The sequence below is a fragment of the Xanthomonas sp. D-36-1 genome (assembly GCF_017746155.1).
In the GTDB taxonomy this organism is placed as follows: Bacteria; Pseudomonadota; Gammaproteobacteria; order Xanthomonadales; family Xanthomonadaceae; genus Xanthomonas; species Xanthomonas cissicola.
This window is the reverse complement of the sequence record NZ_JAGHWR010000009.1, coordinates 18,818-45,163: the sequence shown is the minus strand read 5'-3', so window position 1 is coordinate 45,163 and position 26,346 is coordinate 18,818. Positions and strand designations below refer to the sequence as shown.

Annotated in this window: 22 protein-coding genes and 1 pseudogene; 15 read left to right on the top strand and 8 right to left on the bottom strand. The window is 66.7% G+C overall.

Annotation, left to right across the window (positions count from 1 at the left end; all coding sequences use genetic code 11):
- Positions 1–100: pseudogene (locus tag J7367_RS03390) on the bottom strand (IS5 family transposase); the annotation flags it as partial.
- A gap of 224 nt (positions 101–324) precedes the next feature.
- Between J7367_RS03390 and J7367_RS03385 the strand changes: the two are divergent.
- From J7367_RS03385 to J7367_RS03375, 3 genes are all read left to right on the top strand, one after another.
- The gene (locus J7367_RS03385; protein ID WP_057659032.1) at positions 325–1,425 is read left to right on the top strand and encodes a glycerophosphodiester phosphodiesterase family protein; all 1,101 of its coding nucleotides are present in this window, start codon (positions 325–327) and stop codon (positions 1,423–1,425) included.
- 68 nt (positions 1,426–1,493) lie between these two features.
- A complete protein-coding gene (locus J7367_RS03380; RefSeq protein WP_057659030.1) occupies positions 1,494–2,378 on the top strand; it encodes a peptidylprolyl isomerase in 885 nt (294 codons plus the stop codon).
- Positions 2,379–2,541: 163 nt separating this feature from the next.
- A complete protein-coding gene (locus tag J7367_RS03375; protein WP_057659028.1) occupies positions 2,542–3,249 on the top strand; it encodes a hypothetical protein in 708 nt (235 codons plus the stop codon).
- Between the two features lie 32 nt (positions 3,250–3,281).
- Here the strand turns inward: J7367_RS03375 and J7367_RS03370 are convergent, their stop codons facing one another.
- Positions 3,282–4,424 carry an ROK family transcriptional regulator gene (locus J7367_RS03370; protein ID WP_057659026.1) on the bottom strand — a complete coding sequence of 381 codons (1,143 nt, stop codon included), beginning with the start codon at positions 4,422–4,424 and terminating at the stop codon, positions 3,282–3,284.
- A 391-nt stretch (positions 4,425–4,815) separates the two neighbouring features.
- Here J7367_RS03370 and xth point away from each other — a divergent pair, with 391 nt between their 5' ends.
- Positions 4,816–5,595 (top strand): exodeoxyribonuclease III, encoded by a 780-nt coding sequence (xth, locus tag J7367_RS03365; RefSeq protein ID WP_057659024.1) that lies wholly within the window; start codon positions 4,816–4,818, stop codon positions 5,593–5,595.
- Positions 5,592–6,029, top strand: coding sequence for a GFA family protein (locus J7367_RS03360; protein ID WP_057659022.1), 438 nt, complete (start codon positions 5,592–5,594; stop codon positions 6,027–6,029). Before xth ends, J7367_RS03360 begins: the two co-directional genes overlap by 4 nt.
- A 64-nt stretch (positions 6,030–6,093) precedes the next feature.
- On the opposite strand, the gene J7367_RS03355 is transcribed toward J7367_RS03360, so the two are convergent.
- Positions 6,094–6,345: a GlsB/YeaQ/YmgE family stress response membrane protein gene (locus J7367_RS03355; protein WP_005914591.1), complete on the bottom strand. Its 252-nt coding sequence runs from the start codon at positions 6,343–6,345 to the stop codon at positions 6,094–6,096.
- 126 nt (positions 6,346–6,471) lie between these two features.
- Here J7367_RS03355 and J7367_RS03350 point away from each other — a divergent pair, with 126 nt between their 5' ends.
- Entirely contained in the window at positions 6,472–7,119 is a 648-nt protein-coding gene (locus tag J7367_RS03350) for a 4'-phosphopantetheinyl transferase superfamily protein (protein ID WP_042675837.1), read from the top strand.
- On the opposite strand, the gene J7367_RS03345 is transcribed toward J7367_RS03350, so the two are convergent.
- Positions 7,089–8,660 carry an alkaline phosphatase D family protein gene (locus tag J7367_RS03345; RefSeq protein ID WP_007972830.1) on the bottom strand — a complete coding sequence of 524 codons (1,572 nt, stop codon included), beginning with the start codon at positions 8,658–8,660 and terminating at the stop codon, positions 7,089–7,091. The genes J7367_RS03350 and J7367_RS03345 overlap by 31 nt on opposite strands.
- A 169-nt stretch (positions 8,661–8,829) precedes the next feature.
- On the bottom strand, positions 8,830–10,458 hold the full coding sequence (locus tag J7367_RS03340; RefSeq protein ID WP_057659020.1) for an alkaline phosphatase D family protein: 1,629 nt from the start codon (positions 10,456–10,458) through the stop codon (positions 8,830–8,832).
- Positions 10,459–10,681: 223 nt separating this feature from the next.
- On the opposite strand from J7367_RS03340, the gene rsmG reads away from it, so the two are divergent.
- From rsmG to rpmG, 8 genes are all read left to right on the top strand, one after another.
- Complete coding sequence (rsmG, locus tag J7367_RS03335; RefSeq protein WP_057659018.1) at positions 10,682–11,320, top strand: 16S rRNA (guanine(527)-N(7))-methyltransferase RsmG; 639 nt, start codon at positions 10,682–10,684, stop codon at positions 11,318–11,320.
- Positions 11,321–11,663: 343 nt separating this feature from the next.
- Complete coding sequence (locus J7367_RS03330; RefSeq protein WP_057659016.1) at positions 11,664–13,481, top strand: DUF885 family protein; 1,818 nt, start codon at positions 11,664–11,666, stop codon at positions 13,479–13,481.
- Between the two features lie 265 nt (positions 13,482–13,746).
- Positions 13,747–14,130: a DUF2946 family protein gene (locus J7367_RS03325; RefSeq protein WP_057659014.1), complete on the top strand. Its 384-nt coding sequence runs from the start codon at positions 13,747–13,749 to the stop codon at positions 14,128–14,130.
- Between the two features lie 54 nt (positions 14,131–14,184).
- The gene (locus J7367_RS03320) at positions 14,185–15,456 is read left to right on the top strand and encodes a TolC family protein (protein WP_057659012.1); all 1,272 of its coding nucleotides are present in this window, start codon (positions 14,185–14,187) and stop codon (positions 15,454–15,456) included.
- A 188-nt stretch (positions 15,457–15,644) separates the two neighbouring features.
- Positions 15,645–16,916, top strand: a complete 1,272-nt coding sequence (locus J7367_RS03315; protein ID WP_007972839.1) for an efflux RND transporter periplasmic adaptor subunit — start codon at positions 15,645–15,647, stop codon at positions 16,914–16,916.
- A gap of 822 nt (positions 16,917–17,738) precedes the next feature.
- Positions 17,739–20,933: a CusA/CzcA family heavy metal efflux RND transporter gene (locus tag J7367_RS03310; RefSeq protein WP_057659010.1), complete on the top strand. Its 3,195-nt coding sequence runs from the start codon at positions 17,739–17,741 to the stop codon at positions 20,931–20,933.
- Between the two features lie 312 nt (positions 20,934–21,245).
- The gene (gene rpmB / locus J7367_RS03305) at positions 21,246–21,482 is read left to right on the top strand and encodes a 50S ribosomal protein L28 (protein WP_002809459.1); all 237 of its coding nucleotides are present in this window, start codon (positions 21,246–21,248) and stop codon (positions 21,480–21,482) included.
- A 13-nt stretch (positions 21,483–21,495) separates the two neighbouring features.
- On the top strand, positions 21,496–21,663 hold the full coding sequence (gene rpmG, locus J7367_RS03300; protein ID WP_002809462.1) for a 50S ribosomal protein L33: 168 nt from the start codon (positions 21,496–21,498) through the stop codon (positions 21,661–21,663).
- Between the two features lie 297 nt (positions 21,664–21,960).
- Here rpmG and J7367_RS03295 read toward each other — a convergent pair whose 3' ends face one another.
- The 3 genes from J7367_RS03295 to J7367_RS03285 all read right to left on the bottom strand — a co-directional run bounded on the left by J7367_RS03295 (position 21,961) and on the right by J7367_RS03285 (position 24,922).
- Positions 21,961–22,983, bottom strand: a complete 1,023-nt coding sequence (locus J7367_RS03295) for an amidohydrolase family protein (RefSeq protein WP_057659008.1) — start codon at positions 22,981–22,983, stop codon at positions 21,961–21,963.
- Between the two features lie 228 nt (positions 22,984–23,211).
- Positions 23,212–24,267, bottom strand: a complete 1,056-nt coding sequence (locus J7367_RS03290) for a 4-oxalomesaconate tautomerase (RefSeq protein ID WP_046832436.1) — start codon at positions 24,265–24,267, stop codon at positions 23,212–23,214.
- On the bottom strand, positions 24,260–24,922 hold the full coding sequence (locus tag J7367_RS03285; RefSeq protein WP_057659006.1) for a 4-carboxy-4-hydroxy-2-oxoadipate aldolase/oxaloacetate decarboxylase: 663 nt from the start codon (positions 24,920–24,922) through the stop codon (positions 24,260–24,262). Before J7367_RS03285 ends, J7367_RS03290 begins: the two co-directional genes overlap by 8 nt.
- 101 nt (positions 24,923–25,023) lie before the next feature.
- Between J7367_RS03285 and J7367_RS03280 the strand changes: the two genes are divergently transcribed.
- Positions 25,024–26,331: a LysR substrate-binding domain-containing protein gene (locus J7367_RS03280; RefSeq protein WP_057659005.1), complete on the top strand. Its 1,308-nt coding sequence runs from the start codon at positions 25,024–25,026 to the stop codon at positions 26,329–26,331.
- Positions 26,332–26,346: the final 15 nt, after the last annotated feature.

The window sequence follows — 26,346 nt, the reverse complement described above, 5'->3', positions numbered from 1 at the left end:
GCTGCCACGGAACAACCTGCTCCATCTCGGCAAGAAAGATCTCGCGCCGGGTCTGCTTACGCTTGCCCAAGCCCTCAGCGTCACCGAACGTCAGCTGCATGGATGAATCCTCTACATAAGGCGATAGTGTCGCGCATCTGCGGTGAGTTGATCAGACCTTCCCTAACTTTTTCGCCAAGCCGACCGCCGATCGCGGCCGGCTTGCGCTCCCTCGCGGCCATTGGTCCGTTGAGCGAGTGCGCTGTCCGGCGAGTGCATCGATGGTGTCGACCCGTCGGTCCTTGTCGTTGGGGATGCACCTTCCTTCACTCTGGACAAACAGATATGACCACTTCCCGTGAGATCCATACGCTGGCCCGTGCCTGTCGGCGCCTGGGAACAATCGCGTTATTTGCAGCATTGCCACAGTGGGCGATGGCCGCCTGCGGCGACTCCAGCGCAACCAAAATGAATGCCATCCTGTTCAATGGTGCCGACAAGACCACGGTGCTGGCGCATCGCGGCCTATGGGGAAAATACGCCGGGATCGCCGATCTGCCGGAGAACTCGCGCGGCGCGCTGCAGGCTGCCAACGACCAATGCATGGATGGCGTGGAGCTGGACGTCAAGCTCACCAGCGATGGCGTACCGGTCCTGTTGCACGACTACAATCTTGGCCGTACCACCACCGTGTGGCAGCAGCATCCCGGCGTCAAATACGATCCCATCACCAACCAGGGTGTGAACCCGTCGGTCCTGGTGACGCCCTGGTCGCAGGTCAGCGCGCTCTTTCTGTTGAGCCCGGACCGCACCACCATTACCGGCTATCACGTGCCGCGCGTCGATGACGTGTTCGCCTATTACAAGCAGCACAACCTGCGCACTCCGATGGTGTTCGACATCAAGGATGCGGCGACGGTACGCGCCGTCCGCAAAGCGGCGGAAGGCGCGTTCGGGTTGGCGTCCGGCAGCTATGTCGCCGCCAAGGTCAATGCAACGCTGTACACCAGTCGCGATGCCTACCGTGCCGACGGTAGCGGCATGGTCGGCATTCCGGTGTTCACCACCAACATGCTGGGCAAGATCAACGTGCGCCAGACGATCTCGGCGTGGATGAACGACGGCCAGCAGACGATGGAGATCAACGTCAAGCAGCTCGGTGGCTTGTTGCAAAGCGATGCCGACTTCATTCGTGAGCGCGGTTATCGCGTCGGTGTATTCCAGGCCATTCCCGATGGACCGTATGCCGGCAAGTTCTATCAAAACAGCGGTGCCTGCTGCTATGCCTTGTCGGATCTGTATTTCTCCTACTCCGGTGGCCGCGACACCGCCGACAATCGCGGCAACCTGGATTTCATCGTGCGCGACGAGGCATTCGGCCTGATCACCACCGATGACCCGAAGGCCGCCATCGCCTATCTGCGTGCGCGCGGCAAGCACGAATAACGCGTGCATCTGGCCGACCCGACGGCGGCGCTGACCGCCGTCGGGTCTTGTCTAACGGAGGTTGTCGTATGGTGTCCACACGTTTGTTGCTCGCTGCGCTAGCGGTGAGCCTGATCTTCTGCGTGGCAGCGGCGCAGGCCGGCGCTGCCGTATCCGATGTACGCAGTCACCAGGCAACGGTGCTGCAGATCGGCAAGCAAGCGCTCGATGCCCAGGAGTACCGCGTGCTTGCACTGGCTGGCTTGCCACAGGATTTCAATCCCGCCAGTGCAGCCGACCCGGAATTTGTGCGCGAATTCGCCGATCGCCTGTTGCTGGTGGAGCAGGCTCGGCGTGAGCATTTGCAGGACGACCCGGTCGTGGCCGCGCGCATACGTCAGGCGACCGATGCGATCCTGGCCAAGGCCGTGCAGACGCGTGCGCGCGAAAGCGCGCAGATCGATGCTGCGCAGATCAAAGCGCAGTTCGATGCGCATCCCCACGATTACGATGAAGTGCACTTGAGCCATTTGTTCGTGGCGTTGAAGCCGCAGGGCGCCGCGCGGCGTGGGACGCCCCTGACCGATGCTCAGGCGCTTGCCCGGGCGCAGCGCCTCAAGCAACAGCTGGAGTCCGGCACACCGTTTGCCGAACTGGCGATGCGGCAGTCCGACGATGCCAGTACTGCGGCCGAAGGCGGCGAACTGTCGCCGATGTTTCTGCGCAATGTGGCGGACGCGTTCGTCGCGCCGGTGCAGGACCTGGCGGTGGGGCAGGTGTCGGCGCCGGTACGTGGCGCGGAGGGTTACCACCTGATCCGTGTCGATGCGCGGCGACCGGCAACCCTGGACAGCGCACGCGGACAGATCGAGGTGCAATTGCGTGACCAGGCGGCTGCCAACGCATTGGAGCAATTGCGTCAGGCCAATCCGGTGCGTTTCGATCGCGCCGCGCTGGAAGCGGCACTGCATTGAGGGGGCCATGACAAGCCAAGTGCATACCGTGCATGCATCTGGCGAGCGGCCAACTTGGCCGAGCTGGGGCCTGCGTGTCGCGGTCATGGTATTGCTGGCGTGCAGCGCGTGGTGGCTGTGCGCGTTGCATGCTTCAGCCCCCCGGCACGTGCAGGATAAATCGATGATGCCAGGCACGCCTCCGGTCGCGGCCCGATCGCGCCAGCGATCGGACAACATCTCGCGCAGCCTGTTCGATACCGCCATGCAGCAACTTGCCTGCCGCGAACGTCAGCACGAACAGGCTGCGCAGATCGCGCGCGGTGGAGTGATCGTCGCAGGGTTGTCTGGTCGTGCCGGATGCGTGGCAGACACGCCCTTGCAGATCGAGGCGATGTTACGTACAGCTGCCGCGCGTGGCGATGTGGATGCCCAGCGCTATCTGCTGGCGCACCACGCGGCCGACCTGATGCAGCGTGCCGTGGCGGCCGCGCCTGCGGGCACGCAGCAAACGTTGTCGCCGGATGCAGAGCGCGAGGTGGCTGTCATCGTGAGCGACCTGGAAGCGCTGGCATTGGCAGGCCACCGCGATGCCATCGATACCCTGGCGCAAGTGGTGGAATCGCCCCTGCTGCATGCGCCCGACCCGGTCTATGCGGCCGCGTGGCGACTCGCCGCACGCCAGCCGCCGGGGCGGCCGCTGGATGCAACTGCGCCGCTGCAGGCCGAAGACGAGGTGTTGGACGCGCTTACTCAACAGCAGCAGCAACAGGCACGAAGTTTGGCGCTGGAGCTGTTCGACGATTGCTGCCGCCGCCTGCCGCGACTACGAAATGACGGTAGCGCTTCGGCTCACCAGGGAACGCATCTCTCTTCGCAGCAAGGACGCTAGCCGCGCCGGCCATGCGCGGGGCAGCGCCTCGCTCAGCCGAAATAACGCGCCTTCAACGGCAAGGTGGCCGCGCCAATCGCGCAGGCATCGGCAGGTGCTTCGGCCGGGAGCAGCGCCGGCAGGCGCGTCTGCCCGCCGCGTGGCAGGTGGGCGATCTGCACTGCGGCGATCAGGCGTTGCGCCAGATCGCCCGGCAGGCGACCGCCGAATACGATGGCGTCGGGGTCGCACACGGCAGTGATGGCCGAGACGATCAACGCGATCCCCGGTACGCTGCGGGCAATCCAGCGCTCGATCGCCGTCCAGGCCGGATCGTAGGCCGCCAGCAGGCTGCGCGCATCGGCAAACGCCAGGCCGTCTTCGGCCAGCAGTTCGCGCAGCAATTCCAGGGTGGCCCGTTCCAGCTGCCGCGCCGGCAAAATGTCGGCGAATGCGCCGGCGTTGCCATGTGCCCCACGCATCACCTGGCCGTCGATGACCAGGCCGCCACCCAGGCCGTACCCCACAGACAGATAGGCAAAGTCGCGATGGCGCTGGCCAACGCCCAGCATCGCTTCGCCGGCGGCGGCAACGCTGCCGTCGTTATCCATCCAGACCGGTTGCCCGAACGCCTCGGCCAGCCAAGGGCACAGTGCGATCTGGCCCAGGGCGCGCAGCGGTTCGGGCGGATGGATGAAGGCATCCTCGCCGGTGAAGTACCCGCCCGGCGCCACGCCGATGCCCAGGCGCGCGCCGGCTGTGTCCACGCGTGCCAGCAGCGCCGCATCGGCGGCCTGCAGTTGGGTGAGCACCCCGTACAACGTGGTGTCGGTCAGCGCGGCCTCGCTGCAGGCGAGCAGGGCACCGGAAAAATCCACCAGCGCCAGGGCCAGCGCATCGGTGGCGATGGAGATGCCCAACGTGTGCCCATGCGCCGGATTCAGCGACACCGCCACCCCGGGCTTACCGCGCCCGTGGCGTGCCACCGCCTCGCCCATCTGCACCATGCCGCGCGCGTGCAGACCTTCGATCAGGCGCACCGCAGTCTGCATGGTCAAGCCGGTGCCACGGCTGAGGTCGGCACGGGTGAGCGCACCGGCCAGACGCAGGCGGTCGAGCATGTCGCGCTCGTTGCGGCTCAGGCTGGGAAAGGCAGGCGACTGCGGCGGCAACGCGACTGCGGCGGATGACGGCATGGCTAGCGGTGTCATGGGGGGTCGGACTAGCTTACCTACTTCGACCGAGCGGATTGCTTCACGGTAAGTGATTGAATTGATGGCACCTGTCCGGTACAGGTGCCCGCCTCGCGCCTTGGCTCACAGGCATCGGTCGCCCGACCGGCAGCGCCCGCGCGTCGGTGCTTGCCCCTCGCCACCGTTCGGCGGCGAGCGCGTCAGTTGCGCTGAGCCAATACGCCAGCTCATGGGGCGGCACCGATGACGCACGTGCCAGGATGGCACTCGCGCCTCCCCAAATACACAACTGCAGCGCGCGGCGGAATGCCTCAGCGCGGTGACGCATGGCGCCACCGTCCTGAGGGCGACACATGGCGCGGTACCATTCGGGGTTTGAACCACGGTCCGCGCCATGAAGATTGCCTCCTGGAACGTCAACTCGCTCAATGTGCGCCTGCCGCACCTGCAACAGTGGCTCGCTGCGTCTGCGCCGGATGTGGTGGGCATCCAGGAAACCAAGCTGGAAGACCACAAGTTCCCCGATGCGGCACTGGCGGCACTGGGCTACCGCAGCGTGTTCTGCGGGCAGAAAACCTATAACGGCGTGGCGATCCTGTCGCGCTCGCCGGCAATTGATGTGCAGATGGGCATCCCTGGGCTGGACGATGTGCAGCAGCGCGTCATCGCCGCCACTGTCGATGGCGTGCGCATCATCAATCTGTACGTGGTCAACGGCCAGGACGTGGGCACCGACAAGTACGCCTACAAATTGCGCTGGCTCGCCGCAGCGCACGACTGGATCGCGCAGGAGCTGCAGCGGTATCCGCAGCTGGTGGTGCTGGGCGACTTCAACATCGCCCCGGATGCGCGCGACGTGCACGATGCAACGGTGTGGAACGAGCACCACATCCTCACCTCGACCGACGAACGTGCCGCGTTGGACAAATTGCTGGCGCTGGGCTTGCACGACGCCTTCCGGTTGCACAACCAGGACGCCGAACACTTCAGTTGGTGGGATTACCGCCAGGCCGGTTTCCGCCGCAATCTGGGCCTGCGTATCGACCTGACGCTGGTGTCGGATACCTTGCGCGCACGCGCGGTGGAATCGGGCATCGACCGCGAACCGCGGACCTGGGAACGCCCCAGTGACCATGCACCGGCGTGGGTGCGGCTGGCGGAGGTCGGCGCATGAGCGAGCGGCATCTGCGTCGTAGCACGCACAAGGTGGGCGATGTCACGCTGGGGCCGGTGCATCGCCTGAGTTGCCACTGCGGTGCAGTGCAAATCGATCTGGATCTGCCGCACGGCCTGCTCGATCCACGCCGCTGCGATTGCTCGATGTGCCGCCGGCGCGGCGCCATCGTCGCGTCGGTCACCCTCGATGGCCTGCATGTCGTGCAGGGCCAAGAAGTGCTGCGGTTGTATCAATTCAACACGCAGACGGCAGCGCATTATTTCTGCGGCGTGTGCGGCATCTATACCCACCACCGGCGCCGCTCCAATCCCAACGAATACGGCTATAACGTTGGCTGCCTGGAAGGCGTCAATCCATATGCCTTGAACATTGCCGTGCCGGTGGAAGACGGCGTGCACCATCCGGCCGATCGCATCGCCGCCAAAGGCTGAGACGACAACGCCCGGGCAGGCCCGGGCGTTACGTAATGCGATGCGACAGCGTTAAGGCGATGCGTTAGCGCAGGCGGCCGCGGGTCACCAGGTTGACGATGGCCAGCAAAATCACCGCACCTACCAGCGACCACACGAAGGTCCACAGCGTAATGGCCTGGTTGATGCCGCCACCAAACAGGAAACCGGCGATCAGCGCGCCCACGATGCCTACCACCACATTGAGGATGATGCCCTGCTGCGCGTCGCGGCGCATGATGATGCTGGCCAGCCAACCCACGATGCCGCCGACGATCAACCAGATGATGATGCCCATGATGCCGATCTCCTTGTTCGCGCGCACCGGAAGTGGTGCATGGGCGCCATTCAACGCAGCCGCACGTGAAGCAGCTGTCGAACGCGATGAACGGTGTGGCCGACTGTTCGGTTTGGTGCACGGCGCGTGACAGCGCATGCGAGCTGGCGGGTTGGCCCGGTGCAGCTATGGCTACGCCCGCACCGCCCCGGCGAACGTGGCGAGCCGCAGGCACGTCAGCTGCTCGGCCCGGCGTTGGGCATCGACCCGGCGTTGGTGCCATTGCAGCGCGATGCACGCGGGCGTCCCTCGCTGCAGCCGGCGCTGCCCGACCGCGATACCGGCTGGAGCCATAGCGGCGAGCATCTGCTGGTGGGGCTGGGCGAAGGCGTGCGACTGGGCGTGGATCTGGAGCGCATTCGCGCGCGTCCGCGTGTGCTGGAGATCGCGCAACGCTTCTTTCATCCCGACGAGATCGCCTTGCTCGCTGCGCTGGCGCCGGACGCACAACACGCGTTGTTCTTTCGGCTGTGGTGCGCCAAGGAAGCCTTGCTCAAGGCCCATGGGCATGGCCTGTCGTTCGGCTTGCACCGGCTTGCATATGCGCTCGCGCCCGACGGCGCGCTGCACCTGCAGTGGTGCGATCCGGAACTTGGCCAGGCCGCGCAGTGGCAGCTGCACGAATGGTGGGCGGCACCGGAGTGCCGCGCGGCGCTGGCGTTCTATCCATTGGCGGGCGCGTCACCGGTCCGCTGCGTGGGCCTCTACGCCACGCCGTGCGGCAGAATCGGTTGACGGAACTGCGCCACCCCATCCAGGTCGCGCAGCGTCACCGTGAGCACGCCGCTGCGGCCGTCGATTTCCACTTCGCCAAAGAACTGGTAACCGGCCAGCGGCGAGGTGTTGGGCGCAGGTGGCGCTTTTTGAAACACCACGCTCGGGCCGAACGTGGCATCCAGTGCATTGGGCCCGAAACTGCCGGCATTGAGCGGGCCGCCGACAAATTCCCAAAACGGTTCGAACTGCTGAAACGCTGCGCGATCGGGGTGGTAGTAGTGCGCCGCGCAGTAATGCACGTCGGCGGTGAGCCACACCGTATTGCGGATACGTGCGCGGCTGATGAAGCGCAACAGCATGGCGATTTCCTGTTCGCGGCCACGCGGCACGCCGGGGTCGCCATTGGCGATCGCTTCCCAGCGCGGGCGCCCGTTCGCATCTTCGCCATCGGGCACCTGCAGGCCGATGGGCATGTCGGCGGCAATCACCTTCCATTGCGCGCGCGAGCCGGCCAGTTCGCGTTGCAACCACGCCAATTGCTCCGGCCCGAGAAACGCGGCATCGGGGCCGGGCTGCAGTTGCAGGTTGTCGCTGTTGGCGCCGCGGTCACTGCGCATGTCCAGCACGAAGACATCCAGCAAGGGGCCGTAGGCAATCCTGCGGTAGATGCGCCCGTTGCCATCGGCGCGCACGCCGCGCATCGGCGCATATTCCAGAAAGGCCTGGCGGGCGCGCCTGGCCAGCACGTCGATGTCGCGCACCTGATAGCGCGCATCCAGTTGCTTGCCGGGCGACCAGTTGTTGGTGGTTTCGTGGTCGTCCCATTGCCAGAGTTGCGGCACCTCGGCGTTGAAGCGGCGCACATGCTCGTCGAGCAGGTTGTAACGATAGTTGCCGCGAAATTCGTCCAGCGTTTCGGCCACCTTGCTCTTGGCCGCGGTGGTGAGGTTACGCCAGCGCTTGCCCTCTTCCACCGTCAGCTCGGCCGGGATCGGGCCGTCGGCGTAGATGGTATCGCCGCTGTGCAGGAAGAAATCCGGATTGCGCTCGCGCATCGCGCTGTAGATACGCATGCCGCCGATGTCCGGGTTGATGCCGAAGCCCTGGCCGACGGTGTCGCCGCTCCAGACAAAGCGCACATCGCCGCGCGCCTGCGGTGCACTGCGCAGGTGGCCGTGGACGGGCGCGCTCAACACGCCGCTGTCGGCATCTTCGAAGCGCACGCGATAGAAGATGTCCTGATTGCGCGGCAGACCGCTCAGGTCCGCGCGTGCGGTGAAGTCGTGCGCCGCCGACGCGGTCGTGCCGTCCACGCGCCGCGCCTGACGCAGGCTTGGACGCGTGTCCCATTCCACCCGCAACCGCGCCGGGCGATCGGCACGGCTCCACAGCATCGCGCGGTCGTCCAGCACATCGCCGCTCTGCACACCGTCGGTGATGATTGGTCGCCCCGACGGCGCGGCCAGGCTGCGCGTGGACCAACCGGCAGTGGCCGGCAGCAAGAAACCGGCGCCCAAGCCTTGCAGGACGCGGCGACGGGCGGGATCGGAGGCGGTCATGCGTGTCCTTCAGGCGGCTGGCAGCGTGCAGGTTTAGCGCGGCCGTCTTACCGCTACGTGTCGGTGACCACGCCTGGCCGCTTTAACGCGATGGGCCGCACGGTGCGCCGCGATCAGGATGCCGCGCGCCGCATCTGGGGGGCAGTGCGTCCGCCGCTGCCGCAGTGGATCACGCCTCCACTGCGCCGGGCCTGCCGTCCTCCACCACGAAGCGCTTGGTTGTCGACACCGTGGCGTTGCGGTCGCGCCGATCGGAGATGCCCTGCAGCCGGGTTTCCATCTGGCCCGGCGTGAGCGTCACCGACACGTAGCCGCGCGTTTGCCCGTCCACGTAATGCACGTGCGGGTTGGCTGCCATGGTCGCGTGCAATTGGACATTGCTCTGGCCGTCGGAGGTGATCGAGGTGCCGACGAATTCGGTGGCCAGCGTTGCCGACGCCTCGTCGGCCGGATCGGCCTTCAGGTCGGTGACCCAGTACGAGTGGATGTCGCCGCCCCAGAACACGGGGTTGCGCAGGCGCGTCTTCGCAATCGCATCGAGCATGCGTTCGCGCGTGGCCGGGTAGCCGTCCCAACCGTCGGTCCAGTGCCCGACCACGCCGTCGCGCCCTGCCTGTTGCATCGGTGCCACCAGCAGATCCTGCGCAATGACGTTCCAGCGTGCGGGCGACTGCGCGAAGCCGCCATGCAGCCAGCGCTCCTGTTCCCAGCCGAGCATGGTGCGCCGCGGCTCGGTGCGCTCGCGGCAACTGTCGGCCACCACATGGCCGCCGCGCCAGCCATTGGCCTGCGGGCAGGGTTGCTCGCTGCGGTACTGGCGGCCATCGAGCACGTAGAAACGCGCCAGCCGGCCGTAATCGAACGAGCGGTAGATGCGCATGTCAGCGCCGTGCGGGCGATGCCGCGCACGCAGCGGGAAATGTTCGTAGAAGGCGCGGTAGGCGGCAGCGCGCCGGGCCAGAAAGGTATCGACCGGAATCGACGGGTCCTGCGACCAGCGATTGGCGTAATCGTTCTGTACCTCGTGATCGTCCCAGGTCGCCACGCAGGCGCTGCCGGCATGCAGCGCCTGCAGGTCCGGGTCGGTGCGGTACAGCGCATAGCGATTGCGGTAGCCGGCCAGATCCAGGCATTCGCCGCTGCCGTGCGGGCGCACGATCTTGTTCGCCGCCTCGCCGTGGTTGCTGTACTCGTAGATGTAATCGCCCAGGAAGAACACCAGGTCCGGCTGTTCGGCGGCGAGGTGGCGGTAGGCGCTGAAATACCCCAGTTCCCAGTGCGAGCAGGAGACAAACCCGAACCGCGCTGCGTCCGGCGTCTGATGCGCTGCCGGCAGGGTGCGCGCGTTGCCGATCGGGCTGCGTGCCCCCAGGGCCTGAAAGCAGTACCAGTAGGGCCGATCGGCCGTCAAACCGGTGAGCTCCACGTGCACCGCGTGGCCCCAGACGGGGCTGGCGATGGTCTCGCCCTGGCGCACGATGGTGCGCATCTGCGGGTCGCTGGCCACCTGCCAGCGCACCGGCACCGCTGCGCGCAGGCCGCCACGTCCGTCCGGGTCCAGCGGGCGGGGTGCCAGCCGCGTCCAGATCACAAAGCCATCGGCCAACGGGTCGCCGGCCGCCACGCCCAGCGTGAAGGGATCGGCACTGCCGCTGGCGCGTGCGAACGGGCTCAGCAGCCCCGCCGCAGCCAGGCTGGCGCCAGCGATGAGGATGCGCCGCCGGCTCGGGTCCGGTGGCATAAGCGTGGCAGCGCAATCAGGCAGGGGTGAGGCGGCAGGCGGGTCGATCACGGGCATGGACAAACGGCAGGCAAGCAGACACGACCATGCTGTGGTCAGGACATGTCCGTTTTGTGTCGCGTATTGCGCCGTCACTGCGAGTGGTTCAGCACAGGCCGCCACGGCGCGGACGGACAGTACGTGGCAGGGGAACGCCTGCGGGAGGCAACCACGCCATCTCCAGCCGCGATGCCGAGATCGGTACGCGCATGCCCGCCAGCCCAGCTGCGATAATCGCGCCATGAACGATGCCGCACTCGCCCCCGATGTCTCCGCCGCGCTCGAGCGCGGCCTGCAGGCCCAATCCCTGGATGCGGCCTTCGCCGCACCGCTGCTGCGCTACCTGGCCTTGCTGGTGCGCTGGAACAAGACCTACAACCTGACCGCCGTGCGCGACCCGCGCGAAATGGTCACCCGCCATCTGCTCGATTCGTTGGCCATGCAGCCCTACATCGCCAGCGGCACCCTGGCCGACCTGGGCACTGGCCCCGGCCTGCCCGGCATCCCGCTGGCGATCACCCGCCCGCAGCTGCAGGTGACGCTGGTGGAAAGCAACGGCAAGAAGGCGCGCTTCATGCGCGAGGCCTTGCGCCATCTGGAGCTGGGCAACGCCCGTGTTGCCGAATCCCGCGCCGAGGCGCTGGCCGAGCCGGCCGCCTACGACCATCTCACCGCGCGCGCGCTGGACACGTTGGCCGGCATCATCGCCGTCGGCGGCCACCTGCTGCGCCCGGGCGGCAGTTTGTTGGCGATGAAGGGTGTGTACCCGCACGACGAAATCGCCGCATTGCCGGCCGGCTGGACCGTGGGTGAGGTGCAGCCGCTGCGGGTCCCCGGCCTGGAGGGCGAGCGGCATCTGGTGGTGGTGCGCAAGGGCTGAGGCGAAGCCGCGTCGGCCGGTCTCAAGCGGCCCTCACCCCACCCTCTCCCGCAAGCGGGAGAGGGGGCGAGCAGCGTCCCCGACAAGCTCAGCGCCTGCCTTCGTTGGATAAGCACACCAGCCCCTTCCCCCTCGACGAGCGCACCAACTCCCTTCCCCCGCCTGCGGGGGAAGGTGCCCGCAGGGCGGATGGGGGCAGCCCCTGACACGCCCGTCAATATCAGGGCAGCGCCGACACTCCAGCCATGCCTCTGCGCCAGCCCGCGTTGGGACTTCCGGCCCATGGCAGCTCACGCGCAGGCTGCCATGATCGGGCGTTCGCTCCAGATCAGGCCTTCCGCACGTGACCTCTCCGCTCGCCGCCGCACTCTCGCTCGCCCTGCTGGGCGCAGGCTTCGCCGCCACCTCGGCGCAGGCCGCCACGCCACCCGCCCCGGCCACGCTCACCGCCGAGGCACCGGCCGACGCGCGCTTCCGCGCCATCTACGAGAAAGAGTGGGCCTGGCGCCAGGCCGAGACCGGCCAGGCCGACGAAGACAGCGACACCACCGGCGACAACACCCATCTGCCCGATGTCAGCGCAACCGCGCAGCAGGCGCGTCTGGCCGTGTGGGACGGCGTACTCAAGCAGCTCGAGGGCATCGACCACAAGCAGCTCTCGCCCGCCAACCAGATCAACTTCGCCATCTACCGCCCGCAAGTGGAGAACCTGGCGGCCGAAGTGCGTCTGCGTGCCTACGAGATGCCGTTCAATTCCGACAGCTCGTTCTGGTCGAATCTGGGTTTCATGGCGCAGCGGCCGATGAAGACGGCGGCCGAGTACCGCGCCTACATTGCGCGTCTCAACGATGTACCACGCTATTTCGAGCAGCAGACGGTCAACATGCGCGCCGGCCTGGCGCGCGGATTCAGCGTGCCGCGCGCAGTGCTCGACGGGCGCGATGTCTCCATCGCCACCGTGGCCGATGTCAAAGACCCCACCGAATCGACCTTCTACGCGCCGTTCAAGCAACTGCCTGCGCAGATCCCGGCGGCCGAGCAGGCGCAACTGCGCGAACAGGCCGAGGCCGCGTTGCGCACTGCCGTCCTTCCCGCGTACAGCAAGCTGCTGACGTTCTTCCGCAACGACTACATGCCCAAGGCACGCACCACGCTGGCGGCCGAAGCATTGCCCGACGGCAAGGCGTTCTATCGCCAGCAGATCCGCGAATACACCACGCTGGAACTGACGCCCGAGCAGATCCACCGGATCGGCCTGGACGAGGTGGCGCGGATCCAGACCCAGATGAACGCCATCATCAAACAGGTGGGTTTCAAGGGCAGCTTCGCGCAGTTCCTGACCTTCCTGCGCACCGACCCGCAGTTCTACGCCAAGACCCCGCAGGAGTTGCTCGATCGCGCCGCATGGATTTCCAAGCGCGTGGACGGTCAGGTGGGCAAGTTCATCGGCACGCTGCCGCGCGGGCGCTTCACCATCAAGCCGGTGCCCGACGATATCGCCCCGTTCTGGACCGCCGGCCGCGGCGGTGCCACCACCTACTGGGTCAACACCTACAATTTGCCGTCGCGGCCGCTGTACAACCTGCCGGCGCTGACCCTGCACGAATCCTCGCCCGGTCATTCGCTGCAGGGGTCGCTGGCGCTGGAGCAGGGCGAGCAACCGGCGTTCCGGCGCGAGAACTACATTTCCGCCTACGGCGAAGGTTGGGCGTTGTACACCGAAAAGCTCGGCCAGGAGATGGGCATCTACGAAACCCCGTACGAAGAATTCGGCAGGCTCACCTACGAGATGTGGCGCGCCTGCCGGTTGGTGATCGACACCGGGGTGCACCATGACGGCTGGAGCCGCGAGCAGGCACTGGCCTATCTGCGCGATCGGGCCGCGCTCAGCGAGCACGAAGTCACCACCGAAGTGGACCGCTACATCTCCTGGCCCGGCCAGGCGCTGAGCTACAAGCTGGGCGAGATCACCATCGTCAAGCTGCGCGCCGAGGCAGAAAAGGAGTTGGGTGACCGCTTCGACATCAAGGCCTTCCACGATGTGGTGCTGCGCCAGGGCTCGGTCACCCTGCCGGTGCTGGAGCAGCAGGTGCGCGCCTTCATCGCCGAAAGCAAGGCACGCCCGGCAACGTCCAATAAGCCCCGCGCCGCCGCGCCCTGACCCTGACCAACCGTCCGCTCCCCGTCGGAGCGGACCCGGCCGCGACGCCGTCCCGCCCCTGGCGCCGTTCTGGCCTCGATCCCAGTTCCAGGTAATCGTCGGCCGCTTCTCGCCCGCCCGGGCGCTGTCTGCGAACAACCGGCATGCAGGCAGAGCGCCATCGCGCTGGCCCGGACGGCGTCGCGGCCAGGTCCGCTCCTACGATGCTGCGCGCCAGACCGTGCATGCGATTGTGTAACTCACCTGGCCCCGATACGCTGCGCCCATGCTGCTCCGCCGCGCCCGTCGATTGCCTCCCTTGCTGCGCCTGATGGCGTTGCTGGTGCTGGTCATGGGCGTGCTGGTCGCACCGGTCGCCTGCGCACTGGGCGATGTGCATACGCTCGCACACGACCAGGCGCACCTGGACGACACCGCACCGCATGGCCATGACGGTGCCGACGAAGGCGATGCCGGCGAGCGCGACGGTGCGGGTTTGCTGCATGCCTTGATGCACAGCGGCTACTGCCACGGGCACAGCCCGGCCATGCTGCCGGCGTTGGCCTGGGGCCCGTTGCCTGCGCGCGCACATGGGCAGCCGCCCGTGCTGACTACCGCCTACCGCTCGCATCTGAGCGAGACCGCATTGCGTCCTCCGATCGCGGCCTGATGCATCGCCGGCAGCTGCCGGCCTGTCCATCGATCCCGATCCGGAGACACCCTCATGTGGTTGCGACTGACGGCGCTTGCCGTCTTCGCGGTGGTGCCGTGCGCCAAGGCGCAGGACCTGCCGCCCAAACCCGTGCTGACCCTGGACGACGCCATTGCGCGCGTCGCCCGCCAGCACCCCGATCTGCGCCTGGCCGATGGCCAACGCGCAGTCCTCACCGCCGAAGCCGAGCGCGACGCGCTGCGTCCGCCCTTGCGCATCGGTGCCGAACTGGAAAACGTCTTCGGCACCGGCCCCACCCGCGCGCTGGACCAGGCCGAACTCACCGTCACCCTGGCCGGCGTGCTGGAACGCGGCGGCAAGCTCGACGCGCGCCGCACCCTGGCGCAAGCGCGTCTCGATGCGCTGGCACCGCAACGCGCCCTGGCCCGGCTCGACGTCTTGGCCGAGGTGGCACGGCGTTACCTGGCCATCGGCATGGCCGCGCAGCGGCACGCGGCGGCGCTGGAAATGCTGACCCAGCGCCAGCGCACCGTCAGTGCTGCGCGCCAACGGCTGCAGGCCGGCGCATCGCCCGAATCGGTGCTGCTGACCGCCCAGGCCCTGCAGGCGCGTGCAGAACTCGAACGCGACCGCGCCCAGCAGGAACTGCTCGCGGCACGCCGCCAGCTGGCCGTGCTGTGGGGCGAGCGCACGCCGCAGTTCGGCGCGATCACCGGCGACCCGTTGCAGCTGCCGGCGATTCCCGAGTTCGAGGTGCTGGCGCAACTGCTCGATGCCACGCCGGAACTGGCGCGCTTGAACGGCGAGCAGCGCGTGCGCGAAGCCCGTGTGCGCCTGGCGCGCAGCCAGGCGCGTCCGGATCTGGACTGGCAGGTGGGCGTGCGCCGGCTCCAAGGCAATGACGCCACTGCGTTGCTCGGCAGCGTCTCGCTGACATTGGGTAGCGCTGCACGCGCGCAGCCGGAGATTGGCGCTGCCGAAGCGCAGCTGGCGTTGCTGGATATCGAACGCCAATCGCAGGCGTTGGTGCTCTACGCAACCCTGGCCGATGCGCATGGCCGCTACCGCGCCGCACAGCTGGAAGTGACGCGCATGCGCGTCGATGTACTGCCCGCGCTCGCACGTGCCGATGCCGCCGCCGAGCGCGCCTACCGCGCCGGCGCCACCAGTTATCTGGACTGGGCGCAGCTGCAGGCGCAACGCAGCGAGGCACGTCGGCAGCAACTGGCTGCTGCGTCGGAAGCGCAGACCGCGTTGATCGAAATCCAGCGCCTGACCGGGCAGCCGTTCGTACGCGATCCTGCTGCGCAGGTGACGCCATGAACGCGGTTTCCGTATGGCGTTGTCGTGCCGCGTGCACGTGCCCGCTTGAATCTGCCGCATCCGCATCTGCATCCGCATCCGCGCCCAGTGCTCGCCACGCAATACCCACGCCAGTCGCACCTTCGATGCAGCCCACCTCCATTCGTTCGCCCGACGCAGCGCGTCGGCGCCAACCAGGACCACCGTCGATGACACGTTTCATGATTGCGCCGCTGCTACTGGCGCTGGCGCTCAGTGGCTGCAGCCGCAACAGCGACGCCGCGCACGATGACCGCACAGGGCACGCCGCCGAAGGCGAGGCGGGCGCCGATGCGCACGGTGATGAAGCCCAGACCGGCACGCACGGCGGGCGATTGCTCAGCCAGGACGGCGACAGCGTGGAGCTGGCCATCGCCGAAGACGGCACGCCGCCTACGTACCAGGCCTGGCTGTACCGCGATGGCAAACCGTTGCCGGCCACCGCCGGCAAGGTGGAGGTGCATCTGAAGCGGCTCGGCGGCATTAATGAAGTGCACCAATTGCGGCCGCGCGACGACGGCAGCCTGCTGGCCGACAGCACGGTCGGCGAGCCGCATTCGTTCGATGTGGAAGTGCGTGCCACCGTGCAGGGCAAGACCCATCGCTGGCGCTATCCCAGCTACGAGGGGCGCACCACCATCGCGGCGAAGGTCGCGCAGGACGCAGGCATTCGTGTGGCCGCCGTCGGCGCCGGCAGCATTGCCGACCAGCACGAAGTGCAGGGGCTACTGACGCCGGCAGAAGGCGCGCAAGCGCAGGCGACCGCGCGTTTTCCCGGGCCGGTACGCAGCCTGCGCGTCAACGTGGGCGACCGGGTGCGTGCCGGTCAGGTGCTGGCCACGGTGGAGAGCAATCTGAGCCTGACCACCTATTCGGTGAGCGCACCGATCAGCGGCGTCGTGCTTGCCCGCAATGCCAGCCTGGGCAGCAACGCAGGCGAAGGTCAGGCACTGTTCGAAATCGCCGACCTGTCCATCTTGTGGGTGGATCTGCACATCTTCGGCGCCGACGCCGGGCACATCACCGCCGGTGCACCGGTGGCGGTAACGCGTATCAGCGATGGTGTGGTGGCGCAGACCACCTTGGAGCGGGTGTTGCCTGGCACCGCCACGGCGAGCCAGAGCACCGTGGCGCGCGCAGTGTTGCGCAACAGCGATGGGTTGTGGCGGCCGGGATCTGCGGTGAAGGCGCGGGTCACGGTGGCGCAGCAACCGGCAGCGATGGTGGTGCCGGTGGCTGCGTTGCAGCGGTTCCGCGACTGGGATGTGGTGTTTGTGCGGTTGGGCGATGTCTACGAAGTGCGCCCGGTAAAGCTGGGCGCGCGCGATGCGCAGCAGGTGCACGTGTTATCGGGCTTGGTGGCAGGTGATGCGGTGGTGGTGGAGCAGAGTTACCTGGTGAAGGCCGACATCGAAAAGTCGGGGGCTTCGCATGATCATTGATCGCGCTGGGGTCGACGTCATTGCGTCTTTGAGTGGGAGCGAATGTCGGATACGGGGATGCACGCCAGATCCAAGGCTTTCGCGCCCTGTCGGGCACGAGTCACCTTTTCTTTGCTTGTGCAAAGAAAAAGTAACCAAAAAGAAAGCACACCCCGTCCTCGCGCCCTCCGCGCCTGCGGCGCTGCGGGTGCGCAAGTCCGGCAGGAATTTTTGTAAGGGACATCCCTGTCCCTTACAAAAACGTCGCGCATCCGTGCGCGCCGCCCTGCGGGTTGTCTCTGCCGGCCTTGCCGCTGCGGTATGGGGCCCCGAAGGCCAACAGCAACAGCAACAGCAGCGCTGCTGTTTGGGTGGTTGTTTGTCTGGCGTGTTGCGCGGCAGCGCGGTAGCGAAGCGTTCGCGCCCTTTCAGACCTAGGCAAAGGCTTTCACGCCCTGTCGGGCGCGAGTCACTTTTCTTTGCTTGTGCAAAGAAAAGTAACCAAAAGAAAGCACACCCCGTCCTCGCGCCCTCCGCGCCTATGGCGCTGTGGGTGCGCAAGTCCGGCAGAAATTTTTGTAAGGGACATCCCTGTCCCTTACAAAAACGTCGCGCATCCATGCGCGCCGCCCTGCGGGTTGTCTCTGCCGGCCTCGCCGCTGCGGTATGGGGCCCCGAAAGCCAACAGCCACAGCCACAGCCAACGCAGCGCTGGTGTTTGGGTGGTTGTTTGTTTGGCGCGTTGCGCGGTAGCGCGGTAGGGAGGCGGCGTTATCGGTCGGTGACGCGGCGAGAGCACCGGCAGGCGCAGGGCGCTGCCAGGCGTATGCGGAGGGGCTTGTCATGCTGACCGACATCATCCGGTTTGCAATTGCCCAACGTTGGTTGATGCTGGCGTTGACAGGCGTGCTGATTGCGATCGGGGCGTGGAGTTTTTCGCGCCTGCCGATCGATGCAACACCCGATATCACCAACGTGCAGGTGCAGGTCAATACCGCCGCGCCGGGCTATTCGCCGCTGGAATCCGAGCAGCGGGTGACCTTTCCGTTGGAGACGGTGCTGGCGGGCTTGCCGGGTCTGGAATCCACGCGCTCGCTGTCGCGCTATGGCTTGTCGCAGGTCACGGCGGTCTTCGCCGATGGCACCGATCTGTATTTCGCGCGGCAACAGGTGGCCGAACGTCTGCAGCAGGTCAAGTCACAATTGCCTGCCGATCTGGAGCCGCAGCTGGGGCCGATTGCTACCGGCCTGGGCGAGATCTTCATGTACACGGTCGAGGCCAAGCCGAATGCGCGCAAGCCCGATGGCAGTGCATGGACGGCGACCGATCTGCGCACCTTGCAGGACTGGGTGGTGCGCCCGCAGCTACGCAACGTGCCGGGCGTCACCGAGGTCAACACCATCGGCGGGTATGCGCGGCAGATCCATATCACGCCCGATCCGGCGCGCCTGGTCGCGTTGGGATTTACCCTGGACGACGTTGCCCGAGCGGTCGAGTCCAACAACCGCAACATCGGCGCCGGCTATATCGAACGTAACGGCCAACAGTTTCTGGTGCGCGTGCCGGGGCAGGTGGACGACATCGCGCAGATCGGCGCGATTGTGCTGGATCGGCGCGCCGGCGTGCCGATCCGCGTGCGCGATGTGGCGCAGGTGGGCGAGGGGCGCGAATTGCGCACCGGTGCAGCCACCCAGGACGGTACCGAAGTGGTGCTCGGCACGGTCTTCATGCTGGTCGGCGCCAATAGCCGCACCGTGGCGCAGGCCGCAGCGCAGCGGCTGGAGGTGGCCAATGCCAGCCTGCCGGCCGGCGTGCAGGCGGTGCCGGTGTACGACCGCACCGCGTTGGTGGACCGGACCATCGTCACCGTCGCCAAGAACCTGATCGAAGGCGCGTTGCTGGTGATCGTGGTGTTGTTCCTGTTGCTGGGCAATGTGCGCGCAGCGTTGATCACGGCGGCTGTGATTCCGTTGGCGATGCTGTTCACACTCACCGGCATGGTGCGTGGTGGCGTGTCCGGCAATCTGATGAGCCTGGGCGCGCTGGATTTCGGTTTGATCGTCGATGGCGCGGTGATCATCGTGGAGAACTGCCTGCGCCGCTTTGGCGACGCGCAACGTCGGCTGGGGCGCGTACTCGAACGCGATGAGCGTTTCGAGCTCACTGCCGAAGCCACTGCCGAGGTGATCCGCCCCAGCCTGTTCGGCCTGGGCATCATCACTGCAGTGTATCTGCCGGTGTTCGCGCTCACCGGTATCGAAGGCAAGATGTTCCACCCGATGGCGATCACCGTGGTGCTGGCACTGACCGGCGCGATGCTGTTGTCGCTGACCTTCGTGCCTGCAGCGATTGCGTTGCTGCTCGGCGGCAAGGTGGCCGAGCACGAAAACCGCGCGATGCGCTGGGCGCGCGGCGTCTATGCGCCATTGCTCGATCGTGCGCTTCGGCATAGCCGCTGGGTCGGGATTGCGGCGCTTGCAACGGTGGCGCTGTGCGCGGTATTGGCCACGCGTCTGGGTAGCGAGTTCATCCCCAACCTGGACGAAGGAGACGTCGCGCTGCATGCCTTGCGCATTCCCGGCACCAGCCTGGAACAGGCCATCACCATGCAATCCACGCTGGAAAAACGCATCAAGCAGTTTCCGGAGGTGGCGCATGTGTTCGGCAAACTCGGTACTGCCGAAGTGGCCACCGACCCGATGCCGCCATCGGTCGCCGATACGTTCCTGATCATGCATCCGCGCGCGCAGTGGCCGGATCCGCGCAAGCCCAAGGCGCAGTTGCTGGCCGAGATCGAGGAGGCGGTGAAGCAGTTGCCGGGAAACAATTACGAGTTCACCCAGCCGATCCAGATGCGCATGAACGAGCTGATTTCCGGCGTGCGTGCGGATGTGGCGATCAAGGTGTACGGCGACGATCTGGACACGCTGGTCAGGCTCGGGCAGCGCGTGCAGGAAATCGCCAGCGCGGTGCCGGGCGCGGCCGATGTGAGCCTGGAACAGGCCACCGGCCTGCCGATGCTGGCGGTGGTACCCGATCGCGCCGCGCTGGCCGGCTACGGGCTCAATCCCGGTGTGGTGCAGGACACCGTGGCCGCGGCAGTGGGCGGACAGGAGGCCGGACAATTGTTCGAAGGCGACCGGCGCTTCGACATCGTGGTGCGCCTGCCGGAATCTCTGCGCCAGGATCCCACCGCGCTGGCCGATCTGCCGATCCCGCTGCGTGGCGATGGCGAGCGTGCCGATGCGGACGAGTCCAGCCGCGCGGCAGGCTGGCGCAGTGGCGAGCCGACCACCGTGCCGCTGCGCGAGGTCGCCAAGATCGACACCGTGCTGGGGCCCAACCAGATCAACCGCGAGGACGGCAAGCGCCGCATCGTGATCACCGCCAACGTGCGCGATCGCGATCTGGGGAGCTTCGTGGCCGAGGTGCGGCAGCGCGTGCAGATGCAGGTCAAGCTGCCCACCGGGTACTGGATCGGCTACGGCGGCACCTTCGAGCAGCTGATCTCCGCCAGCCAGCGCCTGGCCTGGGTGGTGCCGGGCACCTTGCTGCTGATCTTCGCGCTGCTGTATTGGTCGTTCGGCTCGCTGCGCGATGCGCTGGTGGTGTTCAGCGGCGTGCCGCTGGCGCTGACCGGCGGCGTGCTGGCCTTGGCCCTGCGCGGGCTGGCCTTGTCGATTTCCGCCGGTGTGGGCTTTATTGCGTTGTCGGGCGTGGCGGTGCTCAACGGCCTGGTGATGATCGCGTTCGTGCGCAGCCTGCGCGCTGACGGCATACCGCTGGAGCGGGCATTGCGCGAAGGCGCGCTGGCGCGGTTGCGACCGGTGCTGATGACCGCCCTGGTGGCCGCGCTGGGCTTCGTGCCGATGGCCTTCAATGTCGGGGCCGGCGCCGAAGTGCAGCGCCCGCTGGCCACGGTGGTGATCGGCGGCATCGTCTCTTCCACCCTGCTCACCCTGCTGGTGTTGCCGGTGCTGTATCGCTGGCTGCATCGGGAGCGGGCGCCCCGTCGGGAGCGTGGAGCGGCGGAGTAGCGGGCGTCACGCGGATGATCGGGCGACAGGCAGTGAGCCAGACCTGCAATCGTCCGCGACCAAGCAGGCTTGGGTCGATGCGTGGCCCGGCCCGGTCTTGGGTCCGCTAAGTGCTTGCGGCACATAGGAAAGCCGTGCATAATGCGCGGCTCGCTGTGCCCGGATCGCTCCGGATGGCGGTACCCAACGCAATGGGGTTGCCGGCCTGTTCCAGCGTAAGTTCTTGATTCCCAACGTTGCGTGACAGCCCTGGCGCTGTCGGGGCCGCCGCTCCCCAGGCTATGGGTGGCAATTCATTTATCGAGGTGCGTAATGTCCCGCGTATGCCAAGTGTCCGGCAAGCGTGTGCAGACGGGTAACAACGTCTCCCACGCAAACAACAGAACCCGTCGTCGCTTCCTGCCCAACCTGCACGAGCGTCGCTTCTGGGTTGCCAGCGAAAACCGCTGGGTGAAGCTCCGTGTTTCCGCGCATGCATTGCGCACCATCGACAAGAACGGCATCGATGCCGTTCTGAAAGAGCTGCGCGCGCGCGGCGAAAAGGTCTGAGGAGTAAGCAGTCATGGCAAAAGGCAAGCGTGACAAGATTCGTATGATTTCCTCGGCCGCTACCGGCCACTTCTACACCACGGACAAGAACAAGAAGAACACTCCGGGGAAGATGGAAATGATGAAGTACGACCCGGTCGTGCGTAAGCACGTGATGTACAAGGAAGGCAAGATCAAGTGATCGACTGATCGCTGGATCCGCTTTCAAGCAAACACCCGCCGCAAGGCGGGTGTTTGCGTTTGTGGGGTTGGGGAATGGTCTTGATGCGTGTAGGCGCCGATGGCAGTGTGATTTCCACTATCGGGTTGCCAGCCAAGCCCAAGAGAGGCAAAGGTGCGTGACAAAGCCCCTCTCCCCTCGGGAGAGGGGTTGGGGTGAGGGTACGGGGCGAAGCCTACGCAATTATTCTGAGTGCACGAGGCTTCGCCCGTACCCTCATCCGCCCTACGGGCACCTTCTCCCGGAGGGAGAAGGGGATCACAGCCCACGCGCACGCAATTGCGCGTCCAGCCGTGGATACACCCGCCGCGCATTGCCTTCAAAGACCTTGTGCTTGTCGGCATCGGAAATCGCCAGTGCATCGACATAGCGTTTGGTGTCGTCGAAGTAGTGGCCGGTCTGCGGATCGATGCCGCGCACGGCGCCGACCATCTCCGAGCCGAACAGGATGTTGTCGATGTCGATCACCTCGAACAGCAGGTCGATCCCCGGTTGGTGATACACGCAGGTGTCGAAGAACACGTTGCGCATCACATGCGTGGACAGCGCAGGTTTGCCGAGCATATCGGCCAGGCCGCGGAAGCGGCCCCAGTGATACGGCACCGCGCCGCCGCCATGTGGAATGACGAAGCGCAAGTCCGGAAAATCAGTGAACAAATCGCCTTCGAGCAACTGCATGAAAGCAGTGGTGTCGGCATTGAGATAATGCGCGCCGGTGGCGTGGAAATTGCAATTGCAGCTGCCGGAGACATGCACCATCGCCGGGACGTCGAGTTCCACCATCTTCTCGAAAAAGGGATACCAGGCGCGGTCGGTCAGCGGCACACCATTCCAGTGCCCGCCGGACGGGTCGGGATTGAGGTTGCAGCCGACGAAACCCAGTTCGTTGACGCAGCGTTCCAGTTCGGCGATCGCGTGCGCGATCGGCACTCCCGGCGACTGCGGCAACTGGCATACGCCGATAAAGGTCTGCGGATACAGCTGTACCACGCGTGCGATCAGGTCGTTGCAATGGCGCGTCCATACCTGGCTCACCGCTTCGTCGCCGATGTGATGCGCCATGGTGCTGGCGCGTGGCGAAAAAATCGTCATGTCGGCACCACGCTCGCGCAGCAGGCGCAGTTGGTGCAGCTCGACACTTTCACGCAGCGCATCGTCGCAGATGTACGGATACACCGGCACAGGCGCGTGCGCATCGTTGTAATGCGCAATCTGCGCCGTGCGGAACGCATCGTGCGCGGCGGGCGCGGTGGTGTAGTGGCCGTGGCAGTCGATGATCATGGCGATGGTGTGTGTGTTGCAGCGGAAGCGGCGCGCCAGCGATTGCCTGTGCGCAAGGTGGGCCGGCCGGGTGCACGGACGCTGCAGGCCGCGGTGGATGTGGTGGTCCCGATGTGCAGATGGGCACGGATCGCGACGCACTGGGTAGCAATGGCTTCCTCGAACGGCACACACGCACACGTGCCGCTGCGATGGCGGTTGCCGCAGCTTGGCGACGCAGCGGAATACTCAGCCATACAGCTCACCATCGAACAATTTGCGCGCGGTGCGCACCACCGCGGCACCGACCACGGCGCCCTGCGCATCGAGATCGATCAGGCAGCTGCTTGCGCCGCTGGGGTGTTCGACGTCCAGCCGCTGGCTGCGCCCGCCGGGCACCTGCGCCAGCGCGTGGGCGGGCGAGCCGGGCAACAGACAGGCGGTGGCGACGGTGACCGCACCCAGCACGCCGATGGAGGCATGGCAGCGGTGCGGGATGAACGAGCGCGCGCTGATCGCACCACCGGCGCGCGGGGCGGCGACCAGCATCATTTTCGGCACCGTGGCGTCGCGCACATCGCCAAGATGCATCAACGGACCTGCCTGCAGACGCAGCGTTTCCAGACGCGCCCGTAGCGCAGCATCGGCATCGAGCGTGGCGCGGTCTTCGTAACCGCTGATGCCGACATCGCTGGCGCGTAGCACCACGCAGGGCATGCCGTTGTCGATCAGCGTGACCTGCACACCGTCGAGCGTGTCCACCGCATGCCCGCTCGGCAGCAGCACGCCGCACGAAGCACCGGCGATATCGGCGAATGCCAGCGCGATCGGCGCAGCCGTGCCGGGGACGCCGTCGATGCGGGCATCGCCGTCGTAACGTACCTTGCCATCGGGCGTCTGCACGGTGGCGGTGGCCAGGGTGCCGGTGTTGCGCATGAAGATGCGCACCTGGGTCTGGCCATTGCGTATGGGCAGCAAGCCGCGTTCCAGCGCGAACGGGGCAACGCCGGCCAGCATGTTGCCGCAGTTCTGTGCATCGCTGACCTGCGCATGTTCCACCGCGACTTGCAGGAACAGATAGTCCACGTCGGCATCGGCATGCGTGGAGCGCGACACCACGGCGACCTTGGAAGTCAGCGGGTCGGCGCCGCCCATGCCGTCGATCTGGCGCGCATCCGGCGAACCGTAGGCGCGCAACAAGAACGCATCGCGCGCGGCGGTGTCGGCGGGCAACTCGTCGGCCAGAAAGAATCCACCCTTGGAGGTGCCGCCGCGCATCCACATCGCGCGCACGCGCTCAGACATAACGCAGGCCTTTGGCGGCCAGACGTTCGCGCATCGCATAGATGTCCAGGCCCAGTTCGCCGCGTGCCAGACGTTCGCGCTTGAGCAGTTCGCGTGCCTCGCGCGCCTGCGCTTCGGTCAGCACATCGACAGCGGTGGCACGCGGCACCACGCAGACGCCATCGTCATCGGCCACCACCACATCGCCGGGCTGGATCAGTTGCCCGGCGCACACCAGTGGCACGTTGACCGAGCCGAGCGTCTCCTTGATGGTGCCCTGCGCGCAGATGGCGCGGCTCCAGGCAGGGAACTGCATGGCGGTGAGATCGCGCACGCCGGCATCGATGATCAGGCCGCGACATCCGCGCGCCTGCGCCGAGGTGGCCAGCAGGTCGCCGAAGTAGCCGTCGCAACAGTCGCTGGTTGGCGCGACCACCAGCACATCGCCGGCATGCAGTTGCTCGATGGCCACATGCATCATCCAGTTGTCGCCGGGCGGAATCGACACGGTGACCGCGGTGCCGGCGATGCGGCAGCCGGTGTAGATGGGACGTAGCCGATGATGCAGCAGGCCGCTGCGGGCCTGCGCTTCGTGCACGGTCGCCACGCCGGACTGCGCCAGCCCGTCGACGATGGCCAACGGCGTACGCTCGATCCGGGTAACGACATGGCTCATCCATCCATCCTCGTTAAGAGTGCGCCGAGTCTGGCCGGGCAGAGCCAGCTGGCTCAAGATTCATTTGAGGTATGCATATTGGTTTTGCTTATAGTTAGAGCATGCAGCCGAGCCCGGAACCAAATCTGCGTCACCTTTACGCGCTGGTCGTGGTGCATCAGTCCGGAAGCATCAGCGCGGCGGCGCCGCGGGTGAATTTGTCGCAGCCGGCCCTGACCCAGGCCGTGGCGCGATTGGAGCAGCAACTGGGCGTGCGCCTGTTCGACCGGCACCCGGGCGGCATGCTGGCCACCGAGGCCGCCGGGTTGCTGGTGCCGCGTATCGAGCGGGTGCTGGCGCATCTGGGCCGGGGGATCGGGGTCGCGCGTCGCGCGCTGCGCCTGCCGGCCCGCCCTGGCCTGGAGCGGCGGGTGTCGCTGGGCCACTTGCAGGCCCTGGTGGCGGTAGATGTGGCAGGCAGTTACGCGTTGGCGGCGGTGCGCGCCGGCGTTTCGCAGCCGGCGATCTATCGCGCGGTGCAAGCGCTGGCCGATGTGATCGAAGTGCCGCTGACGGTACGCCGCGGCAAGACCATGCAGCCCACGCCGGTGGCGCTGCGGCTGTTGCGGCAGGTGCGGCTGGCGCTGGCCGAGTTGCGCGCCGGTCTGGACGAGGTGGCCGCATTGCGTTCGCAGCACGCCGGCCGCCTCACCCTGGGGGTGATGCCGCTGGCGCGCGCGATTCTGTTGCCGCAGGTGCTGGCGCGGTTTGCGCATGCGTACCCGGGCGCCAGCGTCCAGGTGGTCGAGGGCCCGTACGACCAATTGCTGGCGCATCTGCGCGAGGGTGGCCTGGATCTGTTGATCGGTGCGCTGCGCGACCCGTTGCCGGTACGCGATGTGCTGCAGGAGCCGCTGTTCGACGACGAACCGGTGATCGTGGCGCGCAGCGGCCACCCCCTGGCCGGGCGGGGCTACGCGTTTGCGCAACTGCGCGATTATCCCTCGGTGATCGCTGCGGCCGGCACGCCGGTGCGCGCGCGCTGGGAGCAGCTGTTCGGCGACCACCAGCTGGAGCCGCCGCCGGTGCGCATCGAATGCGGCGCCGAACTGACCGTGCGTGGCCTGCTGCTGGAGGGCGACTGGTTGACCTTGATGTCGCGCGACCAGTTCCTGTTCGAGCGCCGCGCCGGCCTGCTGGAAGAGATCGGCAGCGCCGGGCCGCTGCTGCGCCGGCAGATCGGCATGACCACGCGCAGCGACTGGTATCCCACCCGGATGCAGTCGGCCTTCGTGCAGACATTGCGGCAGGTCTGCGCCGAACGCGTGCAGCCTGCCGATGCCCAGGGCGGGCCGTTTCGCTATTGCCCCCCTGTCTGTGCGCCGCCGCCGTTGCGTTTACGCGCGGCCAAGTCAGAATCGGGTTCCTGACGAAGACGGAACACT

Bases quoted from the DNA above. Each gene is read 5' to 3' on its own strand.
- J7367_RS03285 (WP_057659006.1), bottom strand. From the start codon at position 24,922: ATGAGCCATGTCGTTACCCGGATCGAGCGTACGCCGTTGGCCATCGTC.
- J7367_RS03280 (WP_057659005.1), top strand. From the start codon at position 25,024: ATGCAGCCGAGCCCGGAACCAAATCTGCGTCACCTTTACGCGCTGGTC.
- J7367_RS03315 (WP_007972839.1), top strand. From the start codon at position 15,645: ATGACACGTTTCATGATTGCGCCGCTGCTACTGGCGCTGGCGCTCAGT.
- rsmG (WP_057659018.1), top strand. From the start codon at position 10,682: ATGAACGATGCCGCACTCGCCCCCGATGTCTCCGCCGCGCTCGAGCGC.
- J7367_RS03340 (WP_057659020.1), bottom strand. From the start codon at position 10,458: ATGCCCGTGATCGACCCGCCTGCCGCCTCACCCCTGCCTGATTGCGCT.
- J7367_RS03360 (WP_057659022.1), top strand. From the start codon at position 5,592: ATGAGCGAGCGGCATCTGCGTCGTAGCACGCACAAGGTGGGCGATGTC.
- J7367_RS03380 (WP_057659030.1), top strand. From the start codon at position 1,494: ATGGTGTCCACACGTTTGTTGCTCGCTGCGCTAGCGGTGAGCCTGATC.
- J7367_RS03370 (WP_057659026.1), bottom strand. From the start codon at position 4,424: ATGCCGTCATCCGCCGCAGTCGCGTTGCCGCCGCAGTCGCCTGCCTTT.
- J7367_RS03375 (WP_057659028.1), top strand. From the start codon at position 2,542: ATGATGCCAGGCACGCCTCCGGTCGCGGCCCGATCGCGCCAGCGATCG.
- J7367_RS03295 (WP_057659008.1), bottom strand. From the start codon at position 22,983: ATGATCATCGACTGCCACGGCCACTACACCACCGCGCCCGCCGCGCAC.
- J7367_RS03310 (WP_057659010.1), top strand. From the start codon at position 17,739: ATGCTGACCGACATCATCCGGTTTGCAATTGCCCAACGTTGGTTGATG.
- J7367_RS03320 (WP_057659012.1), top strand. From the start codon at position 14,185: ATGTGGTTGCGACTGACGGCGCTTGCCGTCTTCGCGGTGGTGCCGTGC.
- J7367_RS03290 (WP_046832436.1), bottom strand. From the start codon at position 24,267: ATGTCTGAGCGCGTGCGCGCGATGTGGATGCGCGGCGGCACCTCCAAG.
- xth (WP_057659024.1), top strand. From the start codon at position 4,816: ATGAAGATTGCCTCCTGGAACGTCAACTCGCTCAATGTGCGCCTGCCG.
- J7367_RS03345 (WP_007972830.1), bottom strand. From the start codon at position 8,660: ATGACCGCCTCCGATCCCGCCCGTCGCCGCGTCCTGCAAGGCTTGGGC.
- J7367_RS03355 (WP_005914591.1), bottom strand. From the start codon at position 6,345: ATGGGCATCATCATCTGGTTGATCGTCGGCGGCATCGTGGGTTGGCTG.
- J7367_RS03325 (WP_057659014.1), top strand. From the start codon at position 13,747: ATGCTGCTCCGCCGCGCCCGTCGATTGCCTCCCTTGCTGCGCCTGATG.
- J7367_RS03385 (WP_057659032.1), top strand. From the start codon at position 325: ATGACCACTTCCCGTGAGATCCATACGCTGGCCCGTGCCTGTCGGCGC.
- rpmB (WP_002809459.1), top strand. From the start codon at position 21,246: ATGTCCCGCGTATGCCAAGTGTCCGGCAAGCGTGTGCAGACGGGTAAC.
- rpmG (WP_002809462.1), top strand. From the start codon at position 21,496: ATGGCAAAAGGCAAGCGTGACAAGATTCGTATGATTTCCTCGGCCGCT.